This window comes from Microlunatus flavus, from assembly GCF_900110855.1.
Lineage (GTDB): Bacteria > Actinomycetota > Actinomycetes > Propionibacteriales > Propionibacteriaceae > Microlunatus > Microlunatus flavus.
On sequence record NZ_FOFA01000008.1, the window covers coordinates 186037 to 209109 of the forward strand.

The window sequence follows — 23073 nt, forward strand, 5'->3', positions numbered from 1 at the left end:
TCGAGGAGACGGCACCGAGCCGAGGGGCATGACTGTGAAGTTGACGACCACGACCCAAGTCACCGTCGACGGGGTGATGCAGGGGAACGGCGGAACGACCGAGCATGACCGGACAGCGGGTTTTGAGCGCGGTGGATGGGCGCGAGGAGTAGGAGCGAGCGAGACGAATGAGTTCATCAAGGCGACCTACCAACGCGCTGACGCCTTCCTGTTCGGACGGCGGACCTACGAGATGTTCGCCAACTCGTGGGGTGCCATGACGCCCGAGGATGTGCCGGGTTGGGAGCCCGTTCGGCAGGCGCTGCAGGATCGGCCCAAGTATGTCGCGTCGACCACGCTCGTAGATCCGGCTTGGCACGGCACCACTGTCTTGTCCGGCCATCTCGCCGATGCGGTGCGCCTTCTGAAGGATCGGTCGACCGGTGAGCTGCAGGTACACGGCAGCGGCGTGTTGGTTCAGTGGTTGCTGCAGGCAGACCTGGTTGACGAGATGACGTTGATCACGGTGCCTGTCGTTCTGGGCCAGGGCAATCGCGTGTTCCCGGAAGCAGGGCCGGACCGTGCGCTCGATCTGATCGAGTCGCACGTCGATTCTGAAGGTGTCACCATCCAAGTCTTCCGTTTCGGTGGCCGCCCCCGCTACTTCGACCCCAGCTGAGTTTCAAACTACTTCAACCCGCCGCACGGACGACTGAGGAGCTGGTTCCGTGGAATTCCTACTCTCTGTGATCGACGACCAGAATAGCGTCGGAAAGGAGGACACCCGGAAGTCCGTCGACGTGTTCAATGAGCAGTTGCAGGCCGACGGTTACTGGGTCTTCGCCGGCGGCCTCGCGCTTCCTGAGGTGGCCACGGTCGTCGACGACCGCCATGGCGAAATGTTGGTCACCGATGGGCCTTTCGTGGAGTCGAAGGAGTACCTCGCTGGGTTCTGGGTGGTGGAGGCCGCAGGCTTCGACGTCGCTCTCAGGCTGGCCGCCGCCGGGTCGAGAGCCTGCGCTCGGAGGGTCGAGATCCGGCCCTTCGTTCTCGAGTGAACGCGTCCGACACCCAAGACGCGATCGCGCGCGTCCACCGAGGCGAGTGGGGCCGCTTGGTCGCCTCGCTGGCCGCACGCTTCGGCGATCTGAACGTTGCTGAAGAGGCGGCCGCCGAAGCATTCGCGATCGCCGTCGAGCGGTGGCCCTCCACCGGGCTGCCGCCCAACCCCGGCGCCTGGTTGGCCACCACAGCCACTCGGAAGGCGATCGACCACATACGGCGGGAACGCAACCGCGAGCAGAAGCACAGGGCGGCTCAGATGACCAGCGGCCACACCGACCCCGCCCAGGGTTGGGACGTCATACGGGATGACCGGCTCCGGCTGATCTTCACCTGCTGCCACCCGGCGCTACCGATGGACGCGCGCGTGGCGCTGACGTTGCGCCTCGTCAGTGGGCTGACCGTGGCCGAGATCGCGCGAGCCTTCCTGGTCAGCGAAGCTGCCATGGCGCAGCGGATCACCCGTGCCAAGACCAAGATCAAAACCGCTCGCATCCCTTACCGCGTGCCTGTAGCGAGAGACCTTCCCGCACGGGTCTCTGGCGTGCTCGCCGTGCTGTTCCTCGTGTTCAACGAGGGGTACCTGCCCACCTCGGCCGACAACGACGCAGTTCGCCCCGACCTGAGCGAAGAGGCGATCCGGCTCACGCGCCTGACGCGTGCACTTCTGCCCTGTGATGACGAGGTGGCCGGACTGCTCGCGCTGATGTTGCTGTCGGAGGCGCGTCGCCCGGCCCGCGTTTCGAGCGCGGGGGTGCTCGTCGCGCTCGGTGAGCAGGACCGCGGCGCCTGGGACAAAGATCTGGTGGCCGAGGGGCACCAGTTGGTGCGACTGTGCTTGAAGGCCGCGGCGGCTGGGGCGACTCCTGGTCGCTATCAGATCCTGGCGGCGATCAACGCCGTCCACACATCCGCCCGCGATATCCGTCAAACCGACTGGTCGCAGATCCTTGCCCTATACAACCAGCTCGTCAACGTCGACGCCTCGCCGGTGGTCGCCCTCAATCGCACCGTCGCTCTTGCGGAGGTCGAGGGGCCGAGGGTTGCGTTGGCGGCTGCAGATCGCCTGCAGGGCACCTTGACCGGATATCACGCGTTCCACGCCACTCGCGCGGATCTGCTCCGCCGACTAGGACGCGATGAAGAGGCACGTGACGCATATGAAGCAGCCATCAAGGTGGCTGGCAACACAGCTGAGATCGCCCTCCTGGAGCAGCGCAGGGACCAGCTTGAGTCGGTCGTCTGACGTTGGGCTAACGGCAGCGCGGGCGCCCTCGAGATCGATCGTGCGGCGAAGGCCAGGCCTGACGCTGTCGGAGGGACCCACGCCGCGGGTGACCTGTTACCCGCGCGCCTCGATGCCGTGGCGCTGCTGCGGATGAGTTCGGCCAGGCGTAGTCGTCCAAGTGTTGCGGCGTCACGATGGGGCGCCGTACCTGGAGCAGGAGGAGCAGGACGTGAGTTCAGTGGCACGGCGGATGTTCGAACTGGTCGAGCCGATCGGCATGATCCCCTACTCGTCCCAGGAGCCTACGGACGCGCTGTTCGCTCTTGGTTTCACCAACTACTGGGACACATACGTCGCCGGACGGGCTGCACCGCTGGGCCTCGCCACCGCCGATGTCGTGCACGCACTCTTCTACAACTTCGCCCCGGGCGAAGTCGCTCGCCACATCCCGAAGGTGTGGCGGACCACGACCCCCGAAGCAGCGACTGCCGCTCGTCGATCGGGCTGCGCCAAGGCGCTGCGGCGAATACTGGGCGACGAGGTCAGCTCGCCCGCCTTCGGCCGCGCGGCGCTGCTGTTGGCCAAGGCTGCGACCAGTGCCCCGGTCGAGGGGCGACCGATGTACGCCGCCCTGCGCGCGCTACCGGTTCCCGTCGAGGCGGAGGATCGCCTCTTCCACGCCGCTTCCTTGCTGCGTGAACACCGCGGCGACGGGCACATCGTGGCCTTGATGCTCGAGGGGGTCGGCGGCCTGGAGGCCCACGCGCTGCTCGCCCTGGACATGAACCTGCCGGCCGAGAAGTTCGGGCGACTTCACCACCTCCCAGCGCGCCACATCGCCGCCGTCCTCGACGGGCTGCGCGGCCGGGGGCTCATCGGAGAAGATGGCTGGCTCAGCGAGGCCGGTCGTGCGGTCAGACGTCGCGTCGAAGCGCTCACCGACGATCTGGCGGCGAGGCCCTACGAAAGTCTTGACGCGGACGAGCTCGATGAGCTCGAGACCACTCTTCAGCCGCTCGCCACGCTCCTGATCGCCGCTCAAGACCTGAACTGACGCCACGCAGGACACGTTCCACGTGCCCTGGCAGAGGTGGGTCTGCCTGCGGGCTCGCTTCTTGACGAAGTCGCAGTGCGTGGCTCGTCGAGTCGCTGAGGCAGCGTCGAGGGGAGACTAGGGGCGACGTGGTCGCGGTCGGGTCCATCCGAGATCCCTCCAGGCAGCCGCTTGCAGCCGGATGAGCGCGCCCCTATCGCCTGTGGTGGGCAGACACGGAGCAACCGGAAAATGGCCGGAAACCGTCGCTCGGAACTTTCCTGCCATATCGTCGTACGGTGAGCCTCGACCGCGTCAGCATCATCGTGCTTGAGCCCGTCTCGATGTTCGAGCTCGGAGTTGCCGTGGAGGTTTTCGGCATCGATCGCACCGCTGATGGGGTGCCGCCAGTCGACTTCCGCGTGTGCTCGCCGACCCCTGGCGTGCCACTCCGCGTGAAGGACGTAGGCACGACGAGCGTGACAGCGGATCACAGCCTCGACGGCGTACCCGATGCCGACCTTGTCATCGTCTGCGGCACTCCGCCTCGTCCTGCCTCGGACTATCCGCAGGACGTGCTCGCGACGCTTGCTGCGGCGTACGAGAGCGGGAGCATCTTGCTCAGCATGTGCGCCGGCGCTTTCGCGCTCGGGGCCGCCGGGCTCTTGGACGGACGTCGGTCCACGACCCACTGGATGCATGCCGACGAGCTCCAGGAGAGCTACCCGCTGACCGACGTTCGGGCCAAGGGGCTGTTCGTGGAGGATGAGCGGATCGTGACCAGCGCCGGCACCGCAGGATCGATCGACGCATCGCTCCACCTGGTGCGACGGGAGTGGGGAGCGGCGGTCGCCAACACGATCGCCCGCCGCATGGTCGTGCCACCTCAGCGAGACGGGGGACAGCTCCAGTTCGTCGAGGCGCCAATTCCTGGCGCGAGCTCGGAGAGCCTGGCTCCCTTGTTGACCTGGGTCATCACCCACCTGGAGGAGGAGCACACTGCCGTGTCCCTGGCGCGGCGCGCGGTCATGAGCGAGCGAACGTTCGCCCGTCGGTTCATCGCCGAGACGGGTACGACTCCGCACAAGTGGGTGACGCAGCAGCGCGTCCTCGCGGCGAGGCGCCTGCTCGAGGAGAGCGACCTGAGCGTGGATCAGATCTCGTCGCGGGTCGGCTTCAACTCCGCGGTGGTGCTGCGCGAGAACCTCCGCCGTGTCGTCGGACTTGCTCCCAAGGCTTACCGACGACGCTTCGCGACACTCGTGGCCGACGATGCCGCGAGGCTGGTCTCCTAGACTGCCGCGGTGCCGGATCTGGGAGTCGAGCGCGTTGGCAGGTGCTGAACGGCTTGGTTGACGACGTGCTGGGAAAGCTCCGCCGGCGGTGGGTTCTGCGGCCCTGATGCCACAAGACAAGTTATTGATGTGGTCACGTCTGGTCCGAGCGCGGAGCAAGCAAACGAGCGCACGGCCGGCGTCCGACATCGAAGGGCGTGGCCTCCGCGCCGACGATCCCACGCAGGTGGGCCAGCTTCGCGTCCAGCCGAAGAGTGCCGCGAGGTCGCGCGGTCTCCCCGCCGAGGACGGGTCAAGACGCCTCGACTCGCGCCGGGAGGCAGGAGCGTGCAGCTGCTCCTGCGACACCGACAGCTGCGGCCGCCCGCTCCGTCCAGCAGTACCTCTCGGCACCACAGCTCCGGTCAGCCGCCATCGGCGCAGGACCGCTGCCCCGATGGAACGGCCGTAAGCGGACAGCGCACCCTTGCCAGCGCTCAGCCGCCCTGCTTGCCAGCGGACAGCCAGACGTTTGCCGGGTCGAACCCCTGCAGGGACGGTAGGAAGACCGCGTTGTTGACCTGTGTGGCCTTGTAGTTCGCCGTGTTCTCGTTGGTGATCGGGTAGAACGGCGCGTCGGCCATGACCGCCCGATCCGCCTGGGCCCAGAGCGCTGCGGCCTCGTCTTGCGTCTTGGCGACCGTGGCTGAGTGGATCAGCTTGTTGGTGTCGGGGTTGTCGTAGAAGCCGTAGTTGCTGCCGATCGGCGGGAAGGAGGGTTGGCCGCTGAAGAGTGGGCCGAAGAACGAGACCGCTGCATTCCCGTACCAGTCCGCGCTCCAGCCACCGACGGCGATGTCCCACACCCCGCGTCGCGCGACGGACTCCTCGTTCAGGTACTTGGTGAAGAAGTCGGCGTTGGGCGCCGGCACGCCCTCGGCCTTGAGACCGAGTTCGTCGAGCTGTTGCTGCACGCTCTGGAACACCTTGGTCGAGCCCTGCGACGCGTTGCGGTACAGGATCTTGACCGTGGCGCCGTCCTTGCCCGACGCTGCGAGCATCTGCATGGCCTTGGCGCGATCGTAGGGATAGAGGTCGAAGTTCTGCTCGCCGCCGACGACGTTGGCCGGCAGCACCTTCGTGAGGGTGGTGTTCAGGAGGTTGCCGCCGAGGACCTGGGTGAGGTTCGCCCGGTTGATGCCGGTCGAGATCGCCTTGCGGAACGCTGCGTCTTTCATCGCGCTGCCGTTGCCCGGGGACAGGATGTTGTAGATCAGGTAGGGGTTCGAGGAGGAGCCCTGGCCGATGTTGAGGTTCGGATCCTTGCGTGCGACGAGGCCGGGGACTGCGGTGGGCGGCGGGAAGGTGTCGAACTCGAGGTCGGCTGCTTCGGTGCCGGTCTGGAGCTGCTGCTGGATGCTTTCTTGCGTGCCCGTCTCGGTGACCTTGATCGAGTCGACGTATGCCTTGCGGATCGGGTCGCTCGCCTCGGACCAGACAGGGTTGCGTGAGAGCGACATCGTCTTGGTCGCGGTGTACTCGGTGACGTAGTAGGGCCCGTCGGAGACGAGGTTCTTGAGGTTGTTGCCGAAGTCGGTGCCCGGCGTCGCGTCGAGATACTCCACGGGCGCTGGGTTGAAGGAGTTCATCGTCAGCATGTCCTGGAAGTAGGACGCTGGGTGAACCAGCTTGTAGACCACGGTCTTGTCGTCGAGAGCCTGCACGCCTTCGATGTTGTTGCGCTGGACGTAGTCCCTGATGGCGGCGGGGTCACCTTTGATCTTGGCGAAGCCGTCGCAGAAGTTTCTGAAGCCCACGATCAGGTCTTGGTAGTCCGGTAGGCCTCCATAGGGTTGGACCGGGTTGCAGGTCCGCTTGAGGCCGATCACGGCGTCGCCGGCAGTCACAGCGCGCGCGGGGCTCGTGTTCCACATCGCGTCGCCCTTCAGCTTCACCGTGACGGTGAGGCCGTCGGTGCTGGTCGAGGGCGCACCGTCGGCGAGGTCTGGTTGCGAAGTCGTGTTCCTGGCCGGGTCGGCGGGATAGGAGTAGAGACCCCGGTTCCAAAGGCGCAAGATCATCGCCCCAGCCGTGTAGTAGACGGCTTGCGGGTCCATGTAGTCGACGTCGCCGACGCCCAGCATGTTGAGCGTGCCGCCCTTCATGGGCGTTCCCCCGCTGCCACGGACAGACGCCGGCGTGTTCGTGCCACCGCCGCATGCGCTGGCCATCAGCGTGAGCGAGACCGCCGCAGCACCGACCAGCAAACGAGTCTTGGCTCGCATCCACGTCCTCCTGAAAACTCACGCATTATCGACAAAAGCAGTGCGAAGGCAGATCGCACGGGGCGAACGTAGGCGTCACCGACTCCTTGTGGCGCCAAGTTCACTGCCACAATCGGCGGATATCCCGCCAGCCCGAAACCAGCGCAGCCTGCCCGCGGAGCTCGTACGGCACGCTGAACACGGATCTATTGATAAAGGTGTTCCGGAGGTCGTCGTGGCACGAGGTCGTTGGGGTGCACTGGTCGCGCTGAGTCTGGTGGCGACCGGGTTGGCGGTGCCGGCACACGCCGCCGCGGTGAAGCCGGCCTTGCCGTACGACTTCAACGGCGACGGCTACCCCGAGCTGGCTGTTGGAGTGCCGAGCATGCAGGTCGGCTCGGTCAAGGAGGCCGGCGGAGTCGTCGTGCTGCCCGCGTCGAAGAAAGGGCTTTCGTCGAGCGAGAAGATCATCACTCAGTCCACGCGGGGGGTTCCGGGTGCCTCGGAACGCGGCGACGCGTTCGGGTCCGCGGTGGCGAGTGCCGACTTCGACGCCGACGGCTACGCCGACCTCGCGGTCGGGGCGCCCGGTGAAGAGGTTGACGACCACGCGGGTGCCGGAGCAGTGACGGTGGTGTACGGGTCGAAGGACGGCCTCTCCCCCGCGACCCGCTCGACCAGGTTCACCGTCGACGGCTCGGGCGCCCTGGGTACGTCGCTGGTCGCCGCCGATCTGACCGGCGATGGCTATCCCGATCTCGCGATGGGCTCGCCACGCGAGGACTACCAGGATCGTGGCGGCGACTACGGACCGAGCGGGGCCGTGCACGTCTACCGCGGCGGACCAGTCGGCCTCACCACGGCCGGGGCGCTGAGCGAGCACGGGTCACGAGCCACGTCGGGGTTCGACGTCGGCTTCGGGGCCCTGCTGGCAGCGGGCGCGCTGGACGCGGACGACAGATCCGACCTGGTCGTCGGATCCGAGGGGGCACGCTTCGTCGACGACGGCTACCCGGGTTCCGTCAGCATCTGCCCAGGCCGCACCTTGGGTTCCGAAGGCTGCAAGCAGGCGTACCAGAACGCCAAGCTCGCGAACATGACCGCACTCACCGTCGGCGGAGTCACCGGGGCCACATCACCGGACATCGTCGTCGGGTCGCCGTTGTACTCGGAGGAGGACACCGGGCGGGTCCTGCTGTTCCAGGTCTCGGTGAGCGACCCGACCAGGATCGCCGCACCGCTGGAGATCACCCAGGCCAGCAAGGGTGTGCCGGGAAAGGATGAGATCGACGCCTTCGGCGCGGGGCTCGCGCTCGGTGACATCGACCACGACGGCTACCTCGACATGGCGGTCGGCGCTCCGCGAGAAGACGGCGACGAGGGTCGCGTCACCATCGTGCGTGGCGCCCCAGGTGGGTACGCGACGTCCGGCAACTACATCATCGACCAGGACAGCAAGGGGGTCGCCGGAAAGTCGGAGAAAGGCGACGCCTTCGGTGCCGCAGTGAGCCTGGTCGACCACAACCGCGACGGCGCCCTCGACCTGGTCGTCGGTCAGCCTGGCGAGAACAGCAACGCGGGCGCCGCCACAGTCGTGCCTGGGTCGGGCGACAAGTTCGCCACCAGCGGTTCGAAAGGCTTCAGCCTGAAGGGCCTCGGTTACCCCCACCCTCACCACGCACGCTTCGGTGAGACCTTCGGCGCTCGCTGACCGCTCGACCGCGAGCTCACGGCCCGGACAAGCTCATCTTGAACACGACGATTCTCCGGCAGCGCCGGCCGGGCCGCCGCTCTGAGCCTCCTGGCCGTTTTCCTTACCAGGAGGACTCTGGCTCAGTCCGGAGAACCTTCAGCAATTCGCACGTTTAGGCTTCGAGAGACCTGGCCTGCCGCATTGTCTGGACCGAATCTGATGCGGTTGTGGTAGTTCGGGAATCTGGGCCGGGTCATCGTTGCGGAGGTCGACCTGGCCTGGAGAGCGTGCGCAGCAGCCGGACCGTGCGTACCGCGATTGTTCGATGCACGCCATTGGTCGGTGGCGGGCAAACGCGCAAATTCACGGAGGTCGGCAGCACGGACGCGGTTGGGAGTTCTCGCTGAGATAGCCGAAGCGATGGCGAAGGGACTGGTCGCGGACTCAGCCTGATCAGGACCTCGTGAAGAAGGTGCTACGTGATCGGGGTTCTTTCAGGGATCGAGCTTGCGAGAGAGGCGATGATCTGCCCGATGGGCGCCTTCTTGATGGTTTCGTCGCACCGTCTCGATCCGCTACGCAGCTCCGGACGGGGAACTGAGGAGTCTTCCACGCGAGCACCACCCCAACCTCTCGGCCCACCTCATGAAGCGTGGGCCGTGCGAGAAGATGCCGCCCCGGACGCCTCCGAGCAGGTCGCTCCGGAGCTCAGGACAACCGTTCGTGCTACCACAGGGCGAGGCCACTCCGGCTCTCCCACCAGGATGCAGCCCAGGAGCCTTCAGCCTGCCGACGGCCGGGAGGGCGGCAGCTGGCGCGGGTGCCGGGCGCCAGCGTCGGAGCCGCCTTCGGCCCGTCCGAGCTGTACGAGGGTGGTCCCGCCCCCGCACCAGCCACAGAGGTCGAGAGCCGTACCACCGTCAGCTCAAGCGAGCGAAGCGTTCGCTGCTCGCGCGAACGGCGCTCACGCAGATGTCCCGACGAGGTCGCGCACCATGCAGACCCGCGCAAAGCGTCCGGCCAGCGCGTACTCGGTCCTCTGCACCACCTGAGCGGTGCTGAGCGTCCGAGGGTCGGCGAGGATTTCGCGGTAGGGACGTCCGGCGGGCGCGCGAGGATCGGCCAGCGGCATGGTCGCTGTTGCGTCACTCACGAAGGTGACGTCGAAGCCGAGGTCGGACGCGATGCGGGCGGTGGTCTCGCAGCACTGCTCGGTCCGGATGCCACTCACCACCACCTCCTTCACGCCGTGCTGCGTCAGCTGCTGCTGCAGGTTGGTGGTGGTGAAGGCGTTGTGCGCGGTCTTCGTGAGCACGGGCTCCCCCTCCGTCACAGAGAGCCCCGGCAAGAGCTGCACGAAGCCCCGAGCCGGGTCGAAGACCCCGCCCGAACCTGGTTCGGCGTGCAGCACCCACACCACCAGATCCCCGCGGGCTCGAGCCGGCTCCACCAGGGCGAGGATCTCGTCGACGATGGAGGGGTTGCTGACCGCCGACCAGTCCTCCCGTTGCCGGAAGGACTCCTGAGCGTCAACCACGAGCAGAGCGCTGTTCATAACTCCAGCCTGGACGCCACGCGTCGTCACGAGGAGGTCCTGGACCGTCAGGAACCGCACGGTTCCGGACAAGATGCGGCAGACCGGGACGTTTTGGACTGCTCCTGAGGCGATCGATCCGTGATGGCGAGCCGCTCGACGGAGTCCGAGTCTGACAATTCGGACAGCAGAAACGGTCTCGCGGGAGCGCGACCACGCACGCGCCTCGCGCACCGACGTGACGCACCGTGCAAGTGCGCCGAGCTCGTCGACCGCGGTCGGACCGCGTGCTCGCCGCCGGTGCCCCGCCGCGCGCTTCTTCCGTCCGCTCGTCCGCCGCAAGCAAACGGACCCGCATCTGACCACACCCGGGCTCCGAAGAAGCACGTCGGCGCTGGCCGATCCGAGCCGCGCCCTTGGGCGATGTCGTCGGCATCCGCAGGCGCTACTCCTGGCACCGCTGCTCGGCGTGACCCTCCACCCGCCTACAGCCCGGCTTGGACCCTGCTCAGCAACGACGAGGCACGTCGCGGGGCCCCTCGAAGGAGGCTCGCGCTTCAGCTACCAGCTCGCGAACAACCTCGTCTTTCGCCGCCGAGTAGCTCAACAGAGTCGGGTAACACCGCGCTGCGTCGCGCTTGCGCGTCTCGTACCGCAGGGCCGCTGATGGGTTCGCTCGAAGGTAGTCACGCAGAAGCAGGTTGTCCGACCAAAGGGACTGGTCGGGCTCGAGCAGGTGCACGTTTGCGGAAGGCAGTCTGTCCCGCCGGCGGAGGTACCGCCTCCCCTCGACGCCAGCCGCACCCAGATCGGTGAATCCCAGGCCTTCGAGCAACCGGGCGGCGGAGGGCCACCGGGCTTTGGCCAGGGCCACACCCACGTCAAGGACCGGCTTCGCAGCAAGCCCAGGCACGGCCGTGCTGCCGATGTGCTGTACATCTGCCACTCCGGTGCCGAGAGATCGCCAAATCTGCCGCGTGAGCGCGAGTCCTTGGTCGGCCCACTCCGGTCGATAGGCCACAACCTCGATAGCTTCGTCCACATCAGACCGATGCACGGCGCAAGTCCCAACTCCTACTGTGATCAAACCCCAAAGAGCCCGGCACCCGCTCCGAACACTCGGGTCCGCCCTACGTCGTGCGATCCCATGCAAGAGAAGGCACGCTTTCCCCGGCTCCCAACGGGGAGCGCGCGTGGAAGGACGGAGCCGCCCCAGCCTTGGCGAGACGACCCCGTCCACCTGCGGAGGAGGTTCGCAGGTGATGCGTTTAGCACCTCTGAGACGGTAGGCGTTGTCCGCCGCTTGAGCTGAGCAATTTCATGCCACTTCTCGCGGGGTCCTCGCCAGACCTGAGGAGCGCAGCGCCTCTCACCGGGCGCCGGCGCAAGACGTACTCGACGACTGAAGTAATCCAGTGCTAAGCGCACGCGATGAGGATTGGTACGAGCCCTCGATCCCCCCAACATGGCCGAGCCGAGTTCCGGTGCGGCTGCTCCACGATCTGCGGTCGACCTCGAATTCGAACCTGCCGTCGCGGTCGATCGCGGGAACGCGTGGGCGACCTCACCAGAGCTATCAATTCGGACCGTCTCCGACGGCTCACCGTTGCAGAAGTTGGCCAGCTGCGACGCCCACAGGACCGGGCTCCTAGCGGTGGTCGAGTCTGTGTTCATCCGGCGTAACGTCGGTTTCAATTCGTCCAAGACGATCCGAGAGCGGCCTCCCGGGTCTCGTCACACGCTCGCGTCCGGTTTCGAGCTCGTCAGCCTTCCCACCCCATGGCCTCGAGGGTGCCGGCGAGCGCGCGAACGGCGTCGGGCGTCAGCCCCGCAGCGGGGGCCTAACAGCAGCGGAGCGCAAGCGACCCTGTCGACGCAGGGTCTCCTTGATCGTGGCGACGCTAGCGGCGCCGGCATCGCGGGCACGGAGCTCTTCGAACGACCGGAGCCGGTCGACGATCGCTGCGGCCTGCCTGGCGTCATCGAGCCGTAACGCGTCGAACAGCGCGAGCGGCAGCTCCGGCATCACGTTTGCTACGCCGGAGGTAAAGCCACGTACTCCAGCCGACCACTGCTCCACCACCGGCACCTCACCGAGTCCGCCGATCAGGGCGACTCGACCGCGCGTCAGCTCGGCGAGCACGCGCAACTTGTCGATGCTGGGGAGAGCGCACTTGATGGCGACGAGATTGGGGCTGACGTCCAGCAGGGCCAACACATGCTCGGGGCTCACCGCTGCGTCCGAAGGTAGACAAGCACGCCGGTCTCGGGGACGGCGCAGGCGATGCGCCGGTGGTATTCAATCCAGCCTCGAGTGGCGCGCAGCGGCTGGTTTGGCTGGTGAACCATGACAAAGCGCACATCATGTCGGGCCGCTTCGTGGGCGTCGAGCAGCGCGGTCACCAGGTCACCACCCACGGCAACGATCAGCCGGTCTGCTGCGACCTCGGCCGCTGCCGCTGTTGCTGCCAGGCGCTCCTTCGAGGACAGACTGCCGAACTCACCAACGCTCCCGTGCAGGGTGATCGTGCCAAGAGCAGCGTCCTTGAGACGAGCGAGGTGCTTACAACTCGTTCTGGCGCAGGTGTTGGCCATCGTCGAATGGCATGACCGTGACAACGGATACCGATTCGAAGCGAGCGTGGCTGAAGTCGCCAGGTGCCGGCGTATTCATCGGGCCAGGGCCTCGAGCGCGAGGTCGGCATCGTCCTTGGTGTTCCCGAGGTGGAAAGCGATTCGCACGTGGTTGGCTCGCGAGGTCACAGTGAGGCCAGCTTCGCGCAGCACGACGGGGCGGGGAGCGTCCGGAACGACGACGATGGGGGTGTCGGCGGGCGGTCGACCGAGACCCGCGCGAAAGTGGTTCGCGAGCGACACGCTGTGCTGGTTGACGGCATCGATGCCGACGTCGGCCAGGACACGCAATGAGGCGGCAGCGGCCGTCCAACTCGACCACACCGGAGAGATGTCGAGCGCTCGGGCGTCTGGTTGGTCCGCGGCGTGCAGCCCCGGGCGTGAGCCGTCGCGGTGGGAGAACCAGCCCGCAGAGGACGGCCGCTGGTCAGCCAACTGCCGCCGCGAGAGGCTAAGGAAGGCAATGCCACGAGGTGCGCAGAGCCACTTGAACGCGGGAACTATGACGGCATCGAAGGCTGACCAGTCAACATTCAGCCACCCGCACGCCTGCGCCCCGTCAACGATCACGCGGGTGTCGCTACCCCGGACGGCCGCAGCGATCTCGTCGAGTGGTGCGACGTCACCTGTAGCAGCGCTCACTGGGCTGACCAGCACGATGTCGCTCCGGTGGTCGATCCTGTGAGCGAGTTCGCTTAGCGGCACTTCGTCGACAATGACACCCCGGTCTCGCTGAGCCAGGAACGGATACACCAGGGACGCGAATTCCCCGAGCGGTGCGAGCACACGCGCGCCGTCGCGCAGGGACTGGGCGAGCTGGCCGGCAAGTTGCGAGGTACTGACCCCGGTAGCCACGCTTGACTCGGGCATCCCGATGAGGCCGGCGAACAGCGCGCGGGCCGCATCGACGCCCTCCAACCAATGGCTGTAGGGCACTGCGCCGTCGGCCCATTCGCTCAGCCACAACGACATAGCTGCGTGCGCCGCCGGATGAGGGAGTCCGTACGCCGCAGTGTCGAGATAGCCAGGGCGGCGGATCCAGCCCCCCAGAGTGGCCGTCGGTGCGGCTGGCGGTGCGGTTGTCATGCCGCCATCCCACCCTCGCGGCAGGATGAGGGCCAGTGGCGCTCGGGCCTGCTATCGAAAGAATCGGGCCGAAGGGAGGGGCCTGGTCGTGGGCCACGACCGCAGCGCGGTGCATGGCGATTCGCGGTCACCCTGGTCGCCGGCAAGGCCGGGTCCCCTACCGACCGACACCGGGTGGCTGCTTGAGCCCAGGTAGCGGTCGAGGGTCTTCGCGATGCGGACACTGTCATCGTCGCTGGGTGGCGACTGGCTGATCGCACCTGAACTAGCGCAATGCCGCGTCCTGCAGAAGGCGCACGTGCGCGGGAGCCGCATCGTGCCGCTGTGTACGGCGCCTCGCGCTCGCCGACGCCGGGCTTATTCGTGGTCGGCGGGTAGCCACTCACTGGCGATACGCCAACACCCTGGCTGAGCCGTCACCCCGCTGTCGAAGTCGACGCGGCCGTCCTGCACGTCGACGACGGCTCACCTCGGCCGGCTACCTTGGGCGACACGATCTGTGCCTGCACCTCCTCGGCCAGGACCATGGCGCAGCAGTCGCCAACCAGGTTGCCCGCAGCTCGTGATCGGGCCGCACCGAGCAGGTGGCCAAGCTCGATTATCGAACGGCCCTTGGTAGATGCCCGACCAGGCCGGCTCGCTCACGTCCTGTCATGGATGACGCGGCTCACGGCCTGTGACACGGACAGCATCTACTCACTTCTGCTCAGCAACATTCCTAGATCACCCTTTGTCCCACCAGGGCCCCCGCCTGGACGGCCCTCTCCGCCGCGCGCGAAGCAGGCCCTGCGGCGCGGGAGTCATGTCTGGGGCCGCCTCCACCACACCGAAGCCGCCCGACGGCCACCGCGGCGGCGACCGCAACGCCAAACCGCGCTCTCTACGTCGTCGTCCTTGGCTGGCTCCGCTACGACCCCCGCCTAGGTGAAACGGCGGACCCAAGAAGGCCTGATCAACCCCGCGATCGTCCGCTCCTCAAACGCTAGGTCGGCCACGATAGATGCCAATACTGCCGACCATGATCAGCGGCAATCCATCCCGCCGGCCCCTTGCAGAATGTAGGAGCATCGACCGTCATTCAAGACGCCGGTGCACGACCGGCCGTGCGGTAGCCAATAGGCCTGCTTCCGCCGCTGCTCGACCCTGACGAGCCGCACGGCATCCTGCGCCGACACTGCATCGGGGGGCGCACGCCGGCGAGTCAAGGTGATGCGATCCGTCCGGCCAAGCTGTAGGTCTGGACACGCCGGCTTCTCAGGGCCTCTCGCCGTGAGCGGCGGAAAGCCCGTCATCGATCGCGTACGAAAGGGTGACGCGATGTTGTCCGTCGACCACCTCGATGCTCAAGGTGCCGCCGATCCCCTCGAGCTCACCAGTGCCTGAGCCAGGTGCTATCTCGTACCACTGCGACGCCGACCCGGCGACCATTCGTCCGAACTGATGGAAGACGAGGGCACCCTGTCGACCATTAATTCTTCCTTCGAACACCTCCTGTGCCACGTACCCGGCACTACCGGCGGCAGGGCTGCCAGCCGAGAGCATGAAACCCCGGCCTGTTCCCTCCAAGTCTCCTACCCACTGCTTGGTGAAGTCGAAGCGCGCAGCTCCGGGCAGGTCGGTGTCCGCCGAGGTCATGTCGATGGTGAAGCTGCCGGTGGCCAAGGCGTTGGCTGTCATGAGGCCCACCTAACTACATGAGACCTCGCCACGCTCCCGCTGCTCTCGCACACGCAGCGCTGGGCTGAGGTGCTCGGCGGGCGGCAGCACAGCGTCCGCGCCCACCTCTTTGCCCACGGGAGGTACTCACTCCACGCGTCCGACCGGCGGCGCAACTGGTCTCCCGGAGCTCGCGGGGCAGCGGTGCAGGCGCGGGGAGCGTCGGCCTCCGTTCCCGCAGCGCCGACGACCCTGCCGTTCAGCCGGCGGCCGCCGCCACAGCCGCGGCCAGCCGGTCCGTTCCCTCGAGGATGCGGTCGGGCTCGTAAGTGGTGAAGGAGAGCCGCATCGCGTTCGGCGGCGGATCGCTGGGGAAGAACGAGGCGCCCGGCACGAAGGCCACGTCGTGCTGCAGCGCGACCGCGAGCAGCCGCGTGGTGTCCCAACCGTGCGGCAGGCTCGCCCACACGAACATGCCGCCGTCGGGCGCGTTCCAGGTGCTGCCTGGCGGGAGCGCGGACGCGAGGCCGGCCATGAGTGCGTCCCGGCGCAGGCGGTACGCCCCGCGCGAGCGCGCGATCGCTGCGTCGAGCCGCCCCGCCTCGAGGTAGTGCGCCGCAGCGGCCTGGTCGACCGTGGACGTGTGCAGGTCCGCCGCCTGCTTCGCCACGACGAGACCAGCCCGCAGCGCAGGGTCGCTGCGGACCCAGCCCAGCCGCAGCCCGGGAGCCAGGATCTTGGAGAAGCTGCCCGTGCTGACCACCTGGCCAGGCGCCGCGAGCGAGGCGATCGTCGGCAGCGGCTCGCCCGAGTAGCGCAGCTCGGTATAGGGGTCGTCCTCCAGCACCCGGAACCCGTGCTGCTCGGCAGCGGCAGCGACGGCCCGGCGGTTCTGCGCGCTCAGGCTACGACCGGTCGGGTTCTGGAACGTCGGCACGACGTAGAGCAGCTTCGGTCGAAGCCGCTCGGCGAGGGCGGCCAGGGCGTCGGTGTCGATGCCACGCTCGTCCGAGGGCACGGCCACCAGACGGGCGCCGGCGAGCGCGAAGCACTGCAGGGCCGCCAGGTAGCTCGGGCTCTCGACGAGCACCACGTCGCCGGGGTCGACCAGCACGGTGGAGAGCAGGCTCAGGCCTTGCTGGGAGCCCGTGGTCACGAGGATGTCGTCGGCTTCGGTCGCCAGCCCCCGGGCGGTGTACCGCTGCGCGATGCCAGCTCGCAACCGCCGATCGCCCTCCGTCGTGGAGTACTGCAGCGACCGGCGGCCGCCGGCTCGCAGCACGGCGTCGAAGGATGCCCGCGCCCCCTCCAGGTCGAACAGCTCGGGGGCCGGCAGCCCGCCCGCGAAGGAGATCACCTGTGGGCGTTCTGTCAGGGCGAGCAGGTCGCGGATGACCGAGGAGCGGACCGCACCGATCCGTGCCGACAGGGCAGGTACCCGCCCCGTCCTCGCCGTGGTGGCTGCTGCGGTTGGCGTCGTGGTGATGCTCACTGCTGCTCCTGGAGGTCCGTGACGGGCACCCTATGCCGCAACGGCGACGTCACCCCTGAGATGACGCTGCATGGGCGTCGGCGCGCCAGTCCTCCACCTGCTCGAGGAACCGCGCGAACGTGTTCGAGCCCGTCGACACCATGCGGTGGCCGACGCCGGCGACGACCTCGTCGGGGTGGAGACGCCCCGGTCGTCGCCGCCGTCTCCTCGTCGATCGCGACGCTCCTGATCACCGGACCGAAGCGTCCTGCGATCCCGACAGGGCGTCGCGACACGAGAGGCCAGGAGTGGACATCCGCCTCCGGCAGCTCCTGGGCCCAGTCCTGCGCCATGAGCAGCGTGTTCCTGCGCCCTAGGCCTGAGCTGCGGACTCGAGCATGGCGACCCGCGTGAGCGTCCGAAGGGTGCTGGCTGCGTGCAGCAGCGGAGCCGGGTCGGCCTCGACCCGAGCGAGCATCTCCGCGCCCTCGATCAGCGCTATCGCGCTGCTCGCCAGCTCCTCGGCACGCTCTGTCGTCATGCCCGCCTCGACCAGACGCTGCCCCACGACGTCCTTCCAGCGGGAGAACGCCTCGGCGGCCGCCGCGCGCAGTGCCGGTGCCCGGGTGACGGACTCGAGCGCCGTGGTGGCCACGGGGCAGCCGTCCGCCCAGTCGGACTTGGGAAGCGCCTCCGCGAGCAGCAGCGGACACGCTGCCAGTGCGTCCTCGACGGGCTCGATCTCGAGAGTTCGCCGAAGCGTCGCGGCAAAGGCATCCGCGCCGAGACCGAGTGCGGCGACGCACAGCTCCTGCTTCCCGCCCGGGAAGTGGAAGTAGAAGGAGCCCATCGGGGCCGACGCGGCGACCGCGATGTCCTTCACCCCGGTCGCCTCGTAGCCCTGCCTGCTGAACAGCTCGACCGCGGCCTCCACCAGGCGCTGGCGACTACCGCTGCCCCCCGTCGTGCCGGGTCGGAGCCTCGTAGCAGCCACGTTGACGACCCTACCGCCTGTCACTATGGTGAGCGCTCTACTTAAGGCGGGACATCGTGGACGTGATCGAGCTGCGGCAGTACACGCTGCACCGTGGGCAGCGGGACGTCCTCGTCGAGCTGTTCGACAGTGAGTTCGTCGAGCCGCAGGAGGCTGCCGGCATCCGGGTGCTTGGGCAGTTCCGCGACCTCGACGACGACGACCGCTTCGTCTGGTTCCGGGGTTTCGAGGGCATGGCGAGCAGGGGGCCTGCACTCGCGGCCTTCTATGGCGGTCCCGTGTGGCGGAGTCACCGCGACAAGGCGAACGCCACCATGGTCGACTCCGACGACGTCCTGCTGCTCCGTCCGGTCCGCGGGTCGTCGGGCTGGTGCGGGCCCCCGGCCAGCACGTTCTCGCAGGCGGGTGAGCCGTGCGCTCCTCCACTCCTTGTGGCGTCGATCTTCAACATCGCGGGGTCGGCCTCGGCCTCGAGATGCCTGCGGTTCCTGACGGAGGTGGTCGAGCCGCTTGAGGCTGCTGCCGGGGTGACGACCGTCGCTCTGCTCGAGACCGAACCGCGGCAGAACAACTTCCCCGCACTTCCCGTCCGGGAGGGCGAGACGGTGCTGGTCCGCGTCGCGCGCTACCCGGATGTAGCGGTGCACCGCCGTCTTCGACGAGCACTCCGGCACGCACCGGGCTGGCACGCCTTCACCACGTGCCTGCAGGGCGAGCCTGACGAACGACGGCTGGCACCCACCGAAGGGTCCGCCCTCCGTTGACCGACCACCCGGGCCGACGTCCTCTGATCGGCGTCGCCACCTGCGCTGCAGCACCCGACCTCGACGAGGACGGACCGCTGCTGGTGTCGGCCCTGACGGATGCGGGCGCCGACGTCCGCGTGGGCGTGTGGGACTCCGAGGCGGTGTCGTGGCCGGAGTTCCCCGTCGTGCTCGTGCGCAGCACCTGGGACTACCCGCTCAGGCGCGCCGAGTTCCTCGACTGGACGCGCCGGTGCCGGCGCACGGCCAACCCGCGAGACGTCCTGGCCTGGAACACGGACAAGCGCTATCTCGACGACCTGGCTGCTGCAGGAGTGGCGACGATCCCCACGATCTTCCTCGACCCCGGCCAGCCGCTGCGGGCGACTGGGACCCCGAGGGCGACACCGTGATCAAGCCGGCCGTGAGCGGTAGCGCCGCAGACACCGGGCGGTTCGCGGACCTGGGCGACCCGCGGGCGACCGCGCTCGTCGCGGAACTCCATCGTCAGGGCCGGACGATCATGGTGCAGCCGTACGTCGACGCCATCGAGGCGGACGGCGAGACCAGCATGGTGTTCCTGGGTGGAGAGTTCTCGCACGCCGTCCGACGGGACCCGCTGCTCGTCGAACACGGAGTGCGTCACCCGGTCGTCGTGGCCGACGTGCTGCACACCGTCTCCTCGGTCCGACCGAGCGAAGCCGAGCACGCACTGGCGGCGGCGGCGCTGGCGACGGTGCCAGGCGGCCGGCGAGGGCTCACGTACGCCCGCGTCGACCTGGTCCCCGGCGCTCAGGGTCCCCTGCTCCTCGAGCTGGAAGTCACCGACTGCTTCCTCTTCCTCTCCTTCGCCTCCGCCGGGTCGCGCGACCGCCTCGCCCGTCACCTCCTCGCGTCCGACTGCCCAGGCGGATCATGACCAGGGCGGTGGGGGCGGAAGCCCAGCCCGTCCCTGCCCGGGTCGCGGGCGATCGTGACGCGGCTGGGGACATCCGGCGCCGGGCTCCGACGACGAAGCAGGACACAGCCGGACATGTGAAAGGTCGACGATGAGCAAGCTGCTCTACTCCGCGACGATGTCGCTCGATGGTTTCATCGCAGGACCCGACGGCGACATGTCGTGGTTGAGCGACTACCTCGCCACACCGAACCCGGGCGCCGACCTCCTGATGGACGAGATCGGGTCTCTCCTGGTTGGACGCCGTACCCACACCGGCGACGACCCGAACGCCGGCACGGAGGACGAGGGCGCTTTCGGCGGCCGGTGGGTGGGTCCGGTCGTCGTGCTGTCACGCTCCCCCGAACGGTTCGCTGACACGCCGGGGCTGATGTTCTCGGGGGACGTTCGCGAGGCCGTCGCGGCGGCGAAGGACGCTGCCGCGGGGAGGTACGTCAACGTCCTCGGTGCCGGCGTCGCACGGAGCTTGATCGAGGCAGATCTCCTCGACGAGGTCATGGTATTTATCGCTCCCTTCCTGCTCGGCGACGGCGTCCGCCTGTTCGACCGCCCCGGCGGCAGGACGGTTCGGCTCGAGCCCGTCGACCGGCCCGAGATCACCGGCCCGACAGGTCGGTGGTTCGAGATCGCGAGGCGTTCCTGATCCTCGACGAGCTGTCCTCTCCCTCCGCAACCACCTGATCGCGAATTCCCCATGCCATGCCTCGTTCGCCCGGCAGGCACCCGCCCCTCGACGACTGTCGTCCGCGAGAGTCCGACGACGCTGCCTCCCCCGCGACCATGACGGAGTCCGAGGAGGTGGTGCCCGTGAACGAAGGATCACGATGGATGCCTCCGAGGAGAATCACGGCCCGGCGTCCGGGCGGCAGGGCGTCGCGGGGGCCGTTCATCTCGCCCGAAAGGCACGCCCATGTACTTCACGTCCGAGACATCGCTCGGCGGCACCGTCCTCGAACGTGCCTTCGTCCTCGGCGACATCCCAGGTCTGCTGTGGACACCGGCCTCCTCGCCGGCTCCGCTGATCCTGCTCGGTCACCCCGGCGGGCTGCCCGCCATGTACCCGCGGCTCGTCGGTCGAGCGGAACAGCTCGCCGCGATCGGCTTCGCCACAGCCACGATCGAGCTTGCCGGCAGCGGGGAACGACCTCGATTGACCGACGTCGAGCAGGCCCGCGCCGACCTGCGCCGAGCCCTGGCCGCGGGCGACCCGGTCGAGCGGATCGTCGACCGGCTGATCCTGCCGCTCGTGGAACGGGCGGCGCCGGAGTGGCAGTCCACTCTCGACGAGCTCCTTGCGCTGCCGGACGTCAGCGGCCCGGTCGGCTACTCGGGCGGGGTGCTCGCGATCGGTGTCCGCCTGGCCGCCACCGAACCCCGCATCGCGGCCGCCGGTCTCTTCGCCGGCAGCCACGTCCCTCGCTCGACGTCCGACGAGGCCCGTCGCGTCACGATCCCGCTGCACGTCCTGCTGCAGTGGGACGACGAAGGCAACGACCGGAGCCTGGCGCTGGACCTGTTCGACGCCTTCGGCTCCAAGGAGAAGACGCTCTACGCCAGCATGGGGGGGCACACCGGAGTCCCTCGCCACGCGGCCGACGACGCGGCCGCCTTCTTCGCCCGGCACCTGGGGCTCCGCCCGAGCCAGGGCGAGCACCACGCAGGCTCGGTCGGGTCATGAGCAGCGCACCCCCGGCGTCGGCCAGGCAGCGCCGAGGTGGAGCCCGACGGGGATTCGCCATGTCGGAACAGACACGAAGGAGTCGTTGGTGAAGGTTCTGGTGATGGTCAAGGCGACAGAACGGTCGGAGTCCGGCGACCTCGGTTCTCCGGAGGAGTTCGAGGCCATGGACCAGTACACCGCGAAGCTGGTCGAGGCGGGCATCGTCCTCGCCGGTGACGGGCTCCAGCCCAGTGCGAAGGGCAAGCGCGTCGCTTTCGACGTCGACGGCACGACCTGGGTGAGGGACGGTCCGTTCGCCGAGACGAAGGAGCTGATCGCAGGCTTCTCCGTCTGGGAGGTCGCCTCGATGGAAGAAGCCGTCGAGTGGGTCCGGCGTTCACCGCTGCGCGGCGGCGAGGTCGAGATCCGGAAGGTCCTCGACGCCGAGGACTTCAGCGACTTCCACGCCGAGGCGAGCCCGTCCGGGCTCGACGCGCCTGCAGAGCCCGGCTCGACGCGCTGATGGTCCTCGCGACCCACGAGGCGATCGACGCGGTCTGGCGGATCGAGTCGGCCCGACTGGTCGCGCGTCTGGTCCGGATCGTGCACGATGTCGGGCTGGCCGAGGACCTCGCGCAGGACGCCCTCGTCGCCGCGCTCGAGCAGTGGCCCAGGTCGGGCGTGCCCGCGAGACCCGGCGCGTGGCTGATGACCGTGGCTCGCCGTCGGGGCGTCGACGCCCTCCGTCGCGCAGCGACCTTGGGCGGCAAGCTCGAGCTGCTCGGTCGCGACGTCTCCCCTGACCTGACGCCGATGGAGGATCTCGAGCTCGATCTGCACGTCGACGACGACGTGCTGCGGCTGATGTTCACCGCGTGCCACCCGGTGCTGTCCGTCGACGCCCGCGTCGCTCTCACCCTGAAGGTCGTCGCGGGCCTCTCCACGGAGGAGATCGCCCGCGCGTTCCTGGTGCAGGGCACGACGATGGCGGCCCGCATCACGCGGGCCAAGAAGGCGCTGGCCGACGCCCAGGTGCCGTTCCAGGTCCCGGTCGGTGACGAGCTCGCCGACCGTCTGGCGTCGGTGCTCGAGGTCGTCTACCTGGTCTTCAACGAGGGGTACACCGCCACGGCCGGGACGCGGCTGGCACGCGTCGAGCTGTGCCAGGAGGCGACGCGCCTCGGCCGCATGCTCGCCGCCCTGGTGCCGGATGAATCCGAGACGCACGCGCTCGTCGCACTGATGGAGATCCAGGCATCCCGCCTCCGCACCCGCTCCCGTCCCGACGGGACGATCATCACCTTGGACCAGCAGGACCGGTCCCGGTGGGACCGCCTGCTGATCACCCACGGTCTCAGCGCACTCGACCGGGCGGAGCGCACCGTCAGGAGTCCCGGCCCGTACCTGGTCCAGGCCCAGATCGCGGCGTGCCATGCTCGGGCGGCACGTGTCGCGGACACGGACTGGGCGCGCATCGCCGAGCTGTACGCCGATCTCGTCGCGATCACCCGCTCGCCGATCGTCGAGCTGAACCGCGCGGTCGCGGTGTCGATGGCCGACGGCCCGGCGGCCGGGCTCGCCGTGACCGACACGCTGCTCGACGTGGCGGTGCTCCGCGGGTACCACCTGCTGCCGAGCGTGCGGGCCGACCTGCTGTCCAAGCTCGGCCGTCCCGCCGACGCCCGGGCGGAGTTCGAGCGTGCCGCCGGGCTCACCGCGAACGAGGTCGAGCGGAGCCACCTCCTCGCGCGTGCCCGCTCCACCTGACCGGCTCGAGGGCCGCAGGGCGCGGGTCGGGCGCAGC

Annotated in this window: 22 protein-coding genes; 13 read left to right on the forward strand and 9 right to left on the reverse strand. The window is 68.4% G+C overall.

What is annotated here, in order from left to right:
- Positions 1 to 34 precede the first annotated feature (34 nt).
- The 5 genes from BMY04_RS17465 to BMY04_RS17485 all read left to right on the forward strand — a co-directional run bounded on the left by BMY04_RS17465 (position 35) and on the right by BMY04_RS17485 (position 4597).
- Entirely contained in the window at positions 35 to 658 is a 624-nt protein-coding gene (locus BMY04_RS17465; protein ID WP_091184380.1) for a dihydrofolate reductase family protein, read from the forward strand.
- A gap of 49 nt (positions 659 to 707) precedes the next feature.
- Positions 708 to 1037 (forward strand): YciI family protein, encoded by a 330-nt coding sequence (locus BMY04_RS17470; protein ID WP_091184097.1) that lies wholly within the window; start codon positions 708 to 710, stop codon positions 1035 to 1037.
- Positions 1034 to 2287 (forward strand): RNA polymerase sigma factor, encoded by a 1254-nt coding sequence (locus tag BMY04_RS17475; RefSeq protein WP_091184100.1) that lies wholly within the window; start codon positions 1034 to 1036, stop codon positions 2285 to 2287. Before BMY04_RS17470 ends, BMY04_RS17475 begins: the two co-directional genes overlap by 4 nt.
- A gap of 211 nt (positions 2288 to 2498) precedes the next feature.
- A complete protein-coding gene (locus BMY04_RS17480; protein ID WP_091184384.1) occupies positions 2499 to 3323 on the forward strand; it encodes an SCO6745 family protein in 825 nt (274 codons plus the stop codon).
- Between the two features lie 278 nt (positions 3324 to 3601).
- Positions 3602 to 4597, forward strand: coding sequence for a GlxA family transcriptional regulator (locus tag BMY04_RS17485; protein ID WP_091184103.1), 996 nt, complete (start codon positions 3602 to 3604; stop codon positions 4595 to 4597).
- A 476-nt stretch (positions 4598 to 5073) separates the two neighbouring features.
- Here the strand turns inward: BMY04_RS17485 and BMY04_RS17490 are convergent, their stop codons facing one another.
- Entirely contained in the window at positions 5074 to 6861 is a 1788-nt protein-coding gene (locus tag BMY04_RS17490; protein WP_091184107.1) for an ABC transporter substrate-binding protein, read from the reverse strand.
- A 256-nt stretch (positions 6862 to 7117) separates the two neighbouring features.
- Between BMY04_RS17490 and BMY04_RS22455 the strand changes: the two genes are divergently transcribed.
- Complete coding sequence (locus BMY04_RS22455) at positions 7118 to 8551, forward strand: FG-GAP-like repeat-containing protein (protein WP_170854200.1); 1434 nt, start codon at positions 7118 to 7120, stop codon at positions 8549 to 8551.
- Between the two features lie 946 nt (positions 8552 to 9497).
- Here BMY04_RS22455 and BMY04_RS17505 read toward each other — a convergent pair.
- The 8 genes from BMY04_RS17505 to BMY04_RS22885 all read right to left on the reverse strand — a co-directional run bounded on the left by BMY04_RS17505 (position 9498) and on the right by BMY04_RS22885 (position 17848).
- Positions 9498 to 10088: an isochorismatase family protein gene (locus BMY04_RS17505; protein WP_170854201.1), complete on the reverse strand. Its 591-nt coding sequence runs from the start codon at positions 10086 to 10088 to the stop codon at positions 9498 to 9500.
- Positions 10089 to 10575: 487 nt separating this feature from the next.
- Positions 10576 to 11307 carry a GrpB family protein gene (locus tag BMY04_RS23630; RefSeq protein ID WP_332452337.1) on the reverse strand — a complete coding sequence of 244 codons (732 nt, stop codon included), beginning with the start codon at positions 11305 to 11307 and terminating at the stop codon, positions 10576 to 10578.
- 582 nt (positions 11308 to 11889) lie between these two features.
- The gene (locus tag BMY04_RS17515) at positions 11890 to 12300 is read right to left on the reverse strand and encodes a dihydrodipicolinate synthase family protein (protein ID WP_170854203.1); all 411 of its coding nucleotides are present in this window, start codon (positions 12298 to 12300) and stop codon (positions 11890 to 11892) included.
- Positions 12297 to 12662: a beta/alpha barrel domain-containing protein gene (locus tag BMY04_RS17520; RefSeq protein ID WP_091184120.1), complete on the reverse strand. Its 366-nt coding sequence runs from the start codon at positions 12660 to 12662 to the stop codon at positions 12297 to 12299. The genes BMY04_RS17515 and BMY04_RS17520 overlap by 4 nt, the downstream gene beginning before the upstream one ends.
- A 75-nt stretch (positions 12663 to 12737) precedes the next feature.
- A complete protein-coding gene (locus BMY04_RS17525) occupies positions 12738 to 13787 on the reverse strand; it encodes an aminotransferase class V-fold PLP-dependent enzyme (protein WP_091184124.1) in 1050 nt (349 codons plus the stop codon).
- 1254 nt (positions 13788 to 15041) lie between these two features.
- Positions 15042 to 15464, reverse strand: a complete 423-nt coding sequence (locus BMY04_RS17530; protein WP_091184126.1) for a DUF3224 domain-containing protein — start codon at positions 15462 to 15464, stop codon at positions 15042 to 15044.
- 238 nt (positions 15465 to 15702) lie between these two features.
- A complete protein-coding gene (locus tag BMY04_RS17535; protein ID WP_232506473.1) occupies positions 15703 to 16935 on the reverse strand; it encodes an aminotransferase-like domain-containing protein in 1233 nt (410 codons plus the stop codon).
- 352 nt (positions 16936 to 17287) lie between these two features.
- Positions 17288 to 17848 (reverse strand): TetR/AcrR family transcriptional regulator, encoded by a 561-nt coding sequence (locus tag BMY04_RS22885; protein WP_170854204.1) that lies wholly within the window; start codon positions 17846 to 17848, stop codon positions 17288 to 17290.
- 116 nt (positions 17849 to 17964) lie between these two features.
- On the opposite strand from BMY04_RS22885, the gene BMY04_RS17545 reads away from it, so the two are divergent.
- The 7 genes from BMY04_RS17545 (at position 17965) to BMY04_RS17575 (ending at position 23036) form a co-directional block, all read left to right on the forward strand.
- Positions 17965 to 18672: an NIPSNAP family protein gene (locus BMY04_RS17545; protein ID WP_198410239.1), complete on the forward strand. Its 708-nt coding sequence runs from the start codon at positions 17965 to 17967 to the stop codon at positions 18670 to 18672.
- Positions 18669 to 19064, forward strand: a complete 396-nt coding sequence (locus tag BMY04_RS17550; protein WP_139209950.1) for an ATP-grasp domain-containing protein — start codon at positions 18669 to 18671, stop codon at positions 19062 to 19064. Before BMY04_RS17545 ends, BMY04_RS17550 begins: the two co-directional genes overlap by 4 nt.
- A gap of 11 nt (positions 19065 to 19075) precedes the next feature.
- On the forward strand, positions 19076 to 19570 hold the full coding sequence (locus tag BMY04_RS17555; protein ID WP_139209952.1) for an ATP-grasp domain-containing protein: 495 nt from the start codon (positions 19076 to 19078) through the stop codon (positions 19568 to 19570).
- Between the two features lie 130 nt (positions 19571 to 19700).
- Positions 19701 to 20252: a dihydrofolate reductase family protein gene (locus BMY04_RS17560; protein WP_091184139.1), complete on the forward strand. Its 552-nt coding sequence runs from the start codon at positions 19701 to 19703 to the stop codon at positions 20250 to 20252.
- Between the two features lie 267 nt (positions 20253 to 20519).
- The gene (locus BMY04_RS17565; RefSeq protein ID WP_091184142.1) at positions 20520 to 21287 is read left to right on the forward strand and encodes a dienelactone hydrolase family protein; all 768 of its coding nucleotides are present in this window, start codon (positions 20520 to 20522) and stop codon (positions 21285 to 21287) included.
- Positions 21288 to 21375: 88 nt separating this feature from the next.
- Positions 21376 to 21792, forward strand: a complete 417-nt coding sequence (locus BMY04_RS17570; protein ID WP_091184146.1) for a YciI family protein — start codon at positions 21376 to 21378, stop codon at positions 21790 to 21792.
- A complete protein-coding gene (locus BMY04_RS17575; RefSeq protein WP_091184149.1) occupies positions 21792 to 23036 on the forward strand; it encodes an RNA polymerase sigma factor in 1245 nt (414 codons plus the stop codon). Before BMY04_RS17570 ends, BMY04_RS17575 begins: the two co-directional genes overlap by 1 nt.
- Positions 23037 to 23073 lie beyond the last annotated feature (37 nt).

Coding starts and splice junctions, on each gene's coding strand:
- BMY04_RS17490 (WP_091184107.1), bottom strand. CDS start 6,861: ATGCGAGCCAAGACTCGTTTGCTGGTCGGTGCTGCGGCGGTCTCGCTC.
- BMY04_RS17505 (WP_170854201.1), bottom strand. CDS start 10,088: ATGAACAGCGCTCTGCTCGTGGTTGACGCTCAGGAGTCCTTCCGGCAA.
- BMY04_RS17560 (WP_091184139.1), top strand. CDS start 19,701: ATGAGCAAGCTGCTCTACTCCGCGACGATGTCGCTCGATGGTTTCATC.
- BMY04_RS17565 (WP_091184142.1), top strand. CDS start 20,520: ATGTACTTCACGTCCGAGACATCGCTCGGCGGCACCGTCCTCGAACGT.
- BMY04_RS17520 (WP_091184120.1), bottom strand. CDS start 12,662: ATGGCCAACACCTGCGCCAGAACGAGTTGTAAGCACCTCGCTCGTCTC.
- BMY04_RS17525 (WP_091184124.1), bottom strand. CDS start 13,787: ATGACAACCGCACCGCCAGCCGCACCGACGGCCACTCTGGGGGGCTGG.
- BMY04_RS17530 (WP_091184126.1), bottom strand. CDS start 15,464: ATGACAGCCAACGCCTTGGCCACCGGCAGCTTCACCATCGACATGACC.
- BMY04_RS17575 (WP_091184149.1), top strand. CDS start 21,792: ATGGTCCTCGCGACCCACGAGGCGATCGACGCGGTCTGGCGGATCGAG.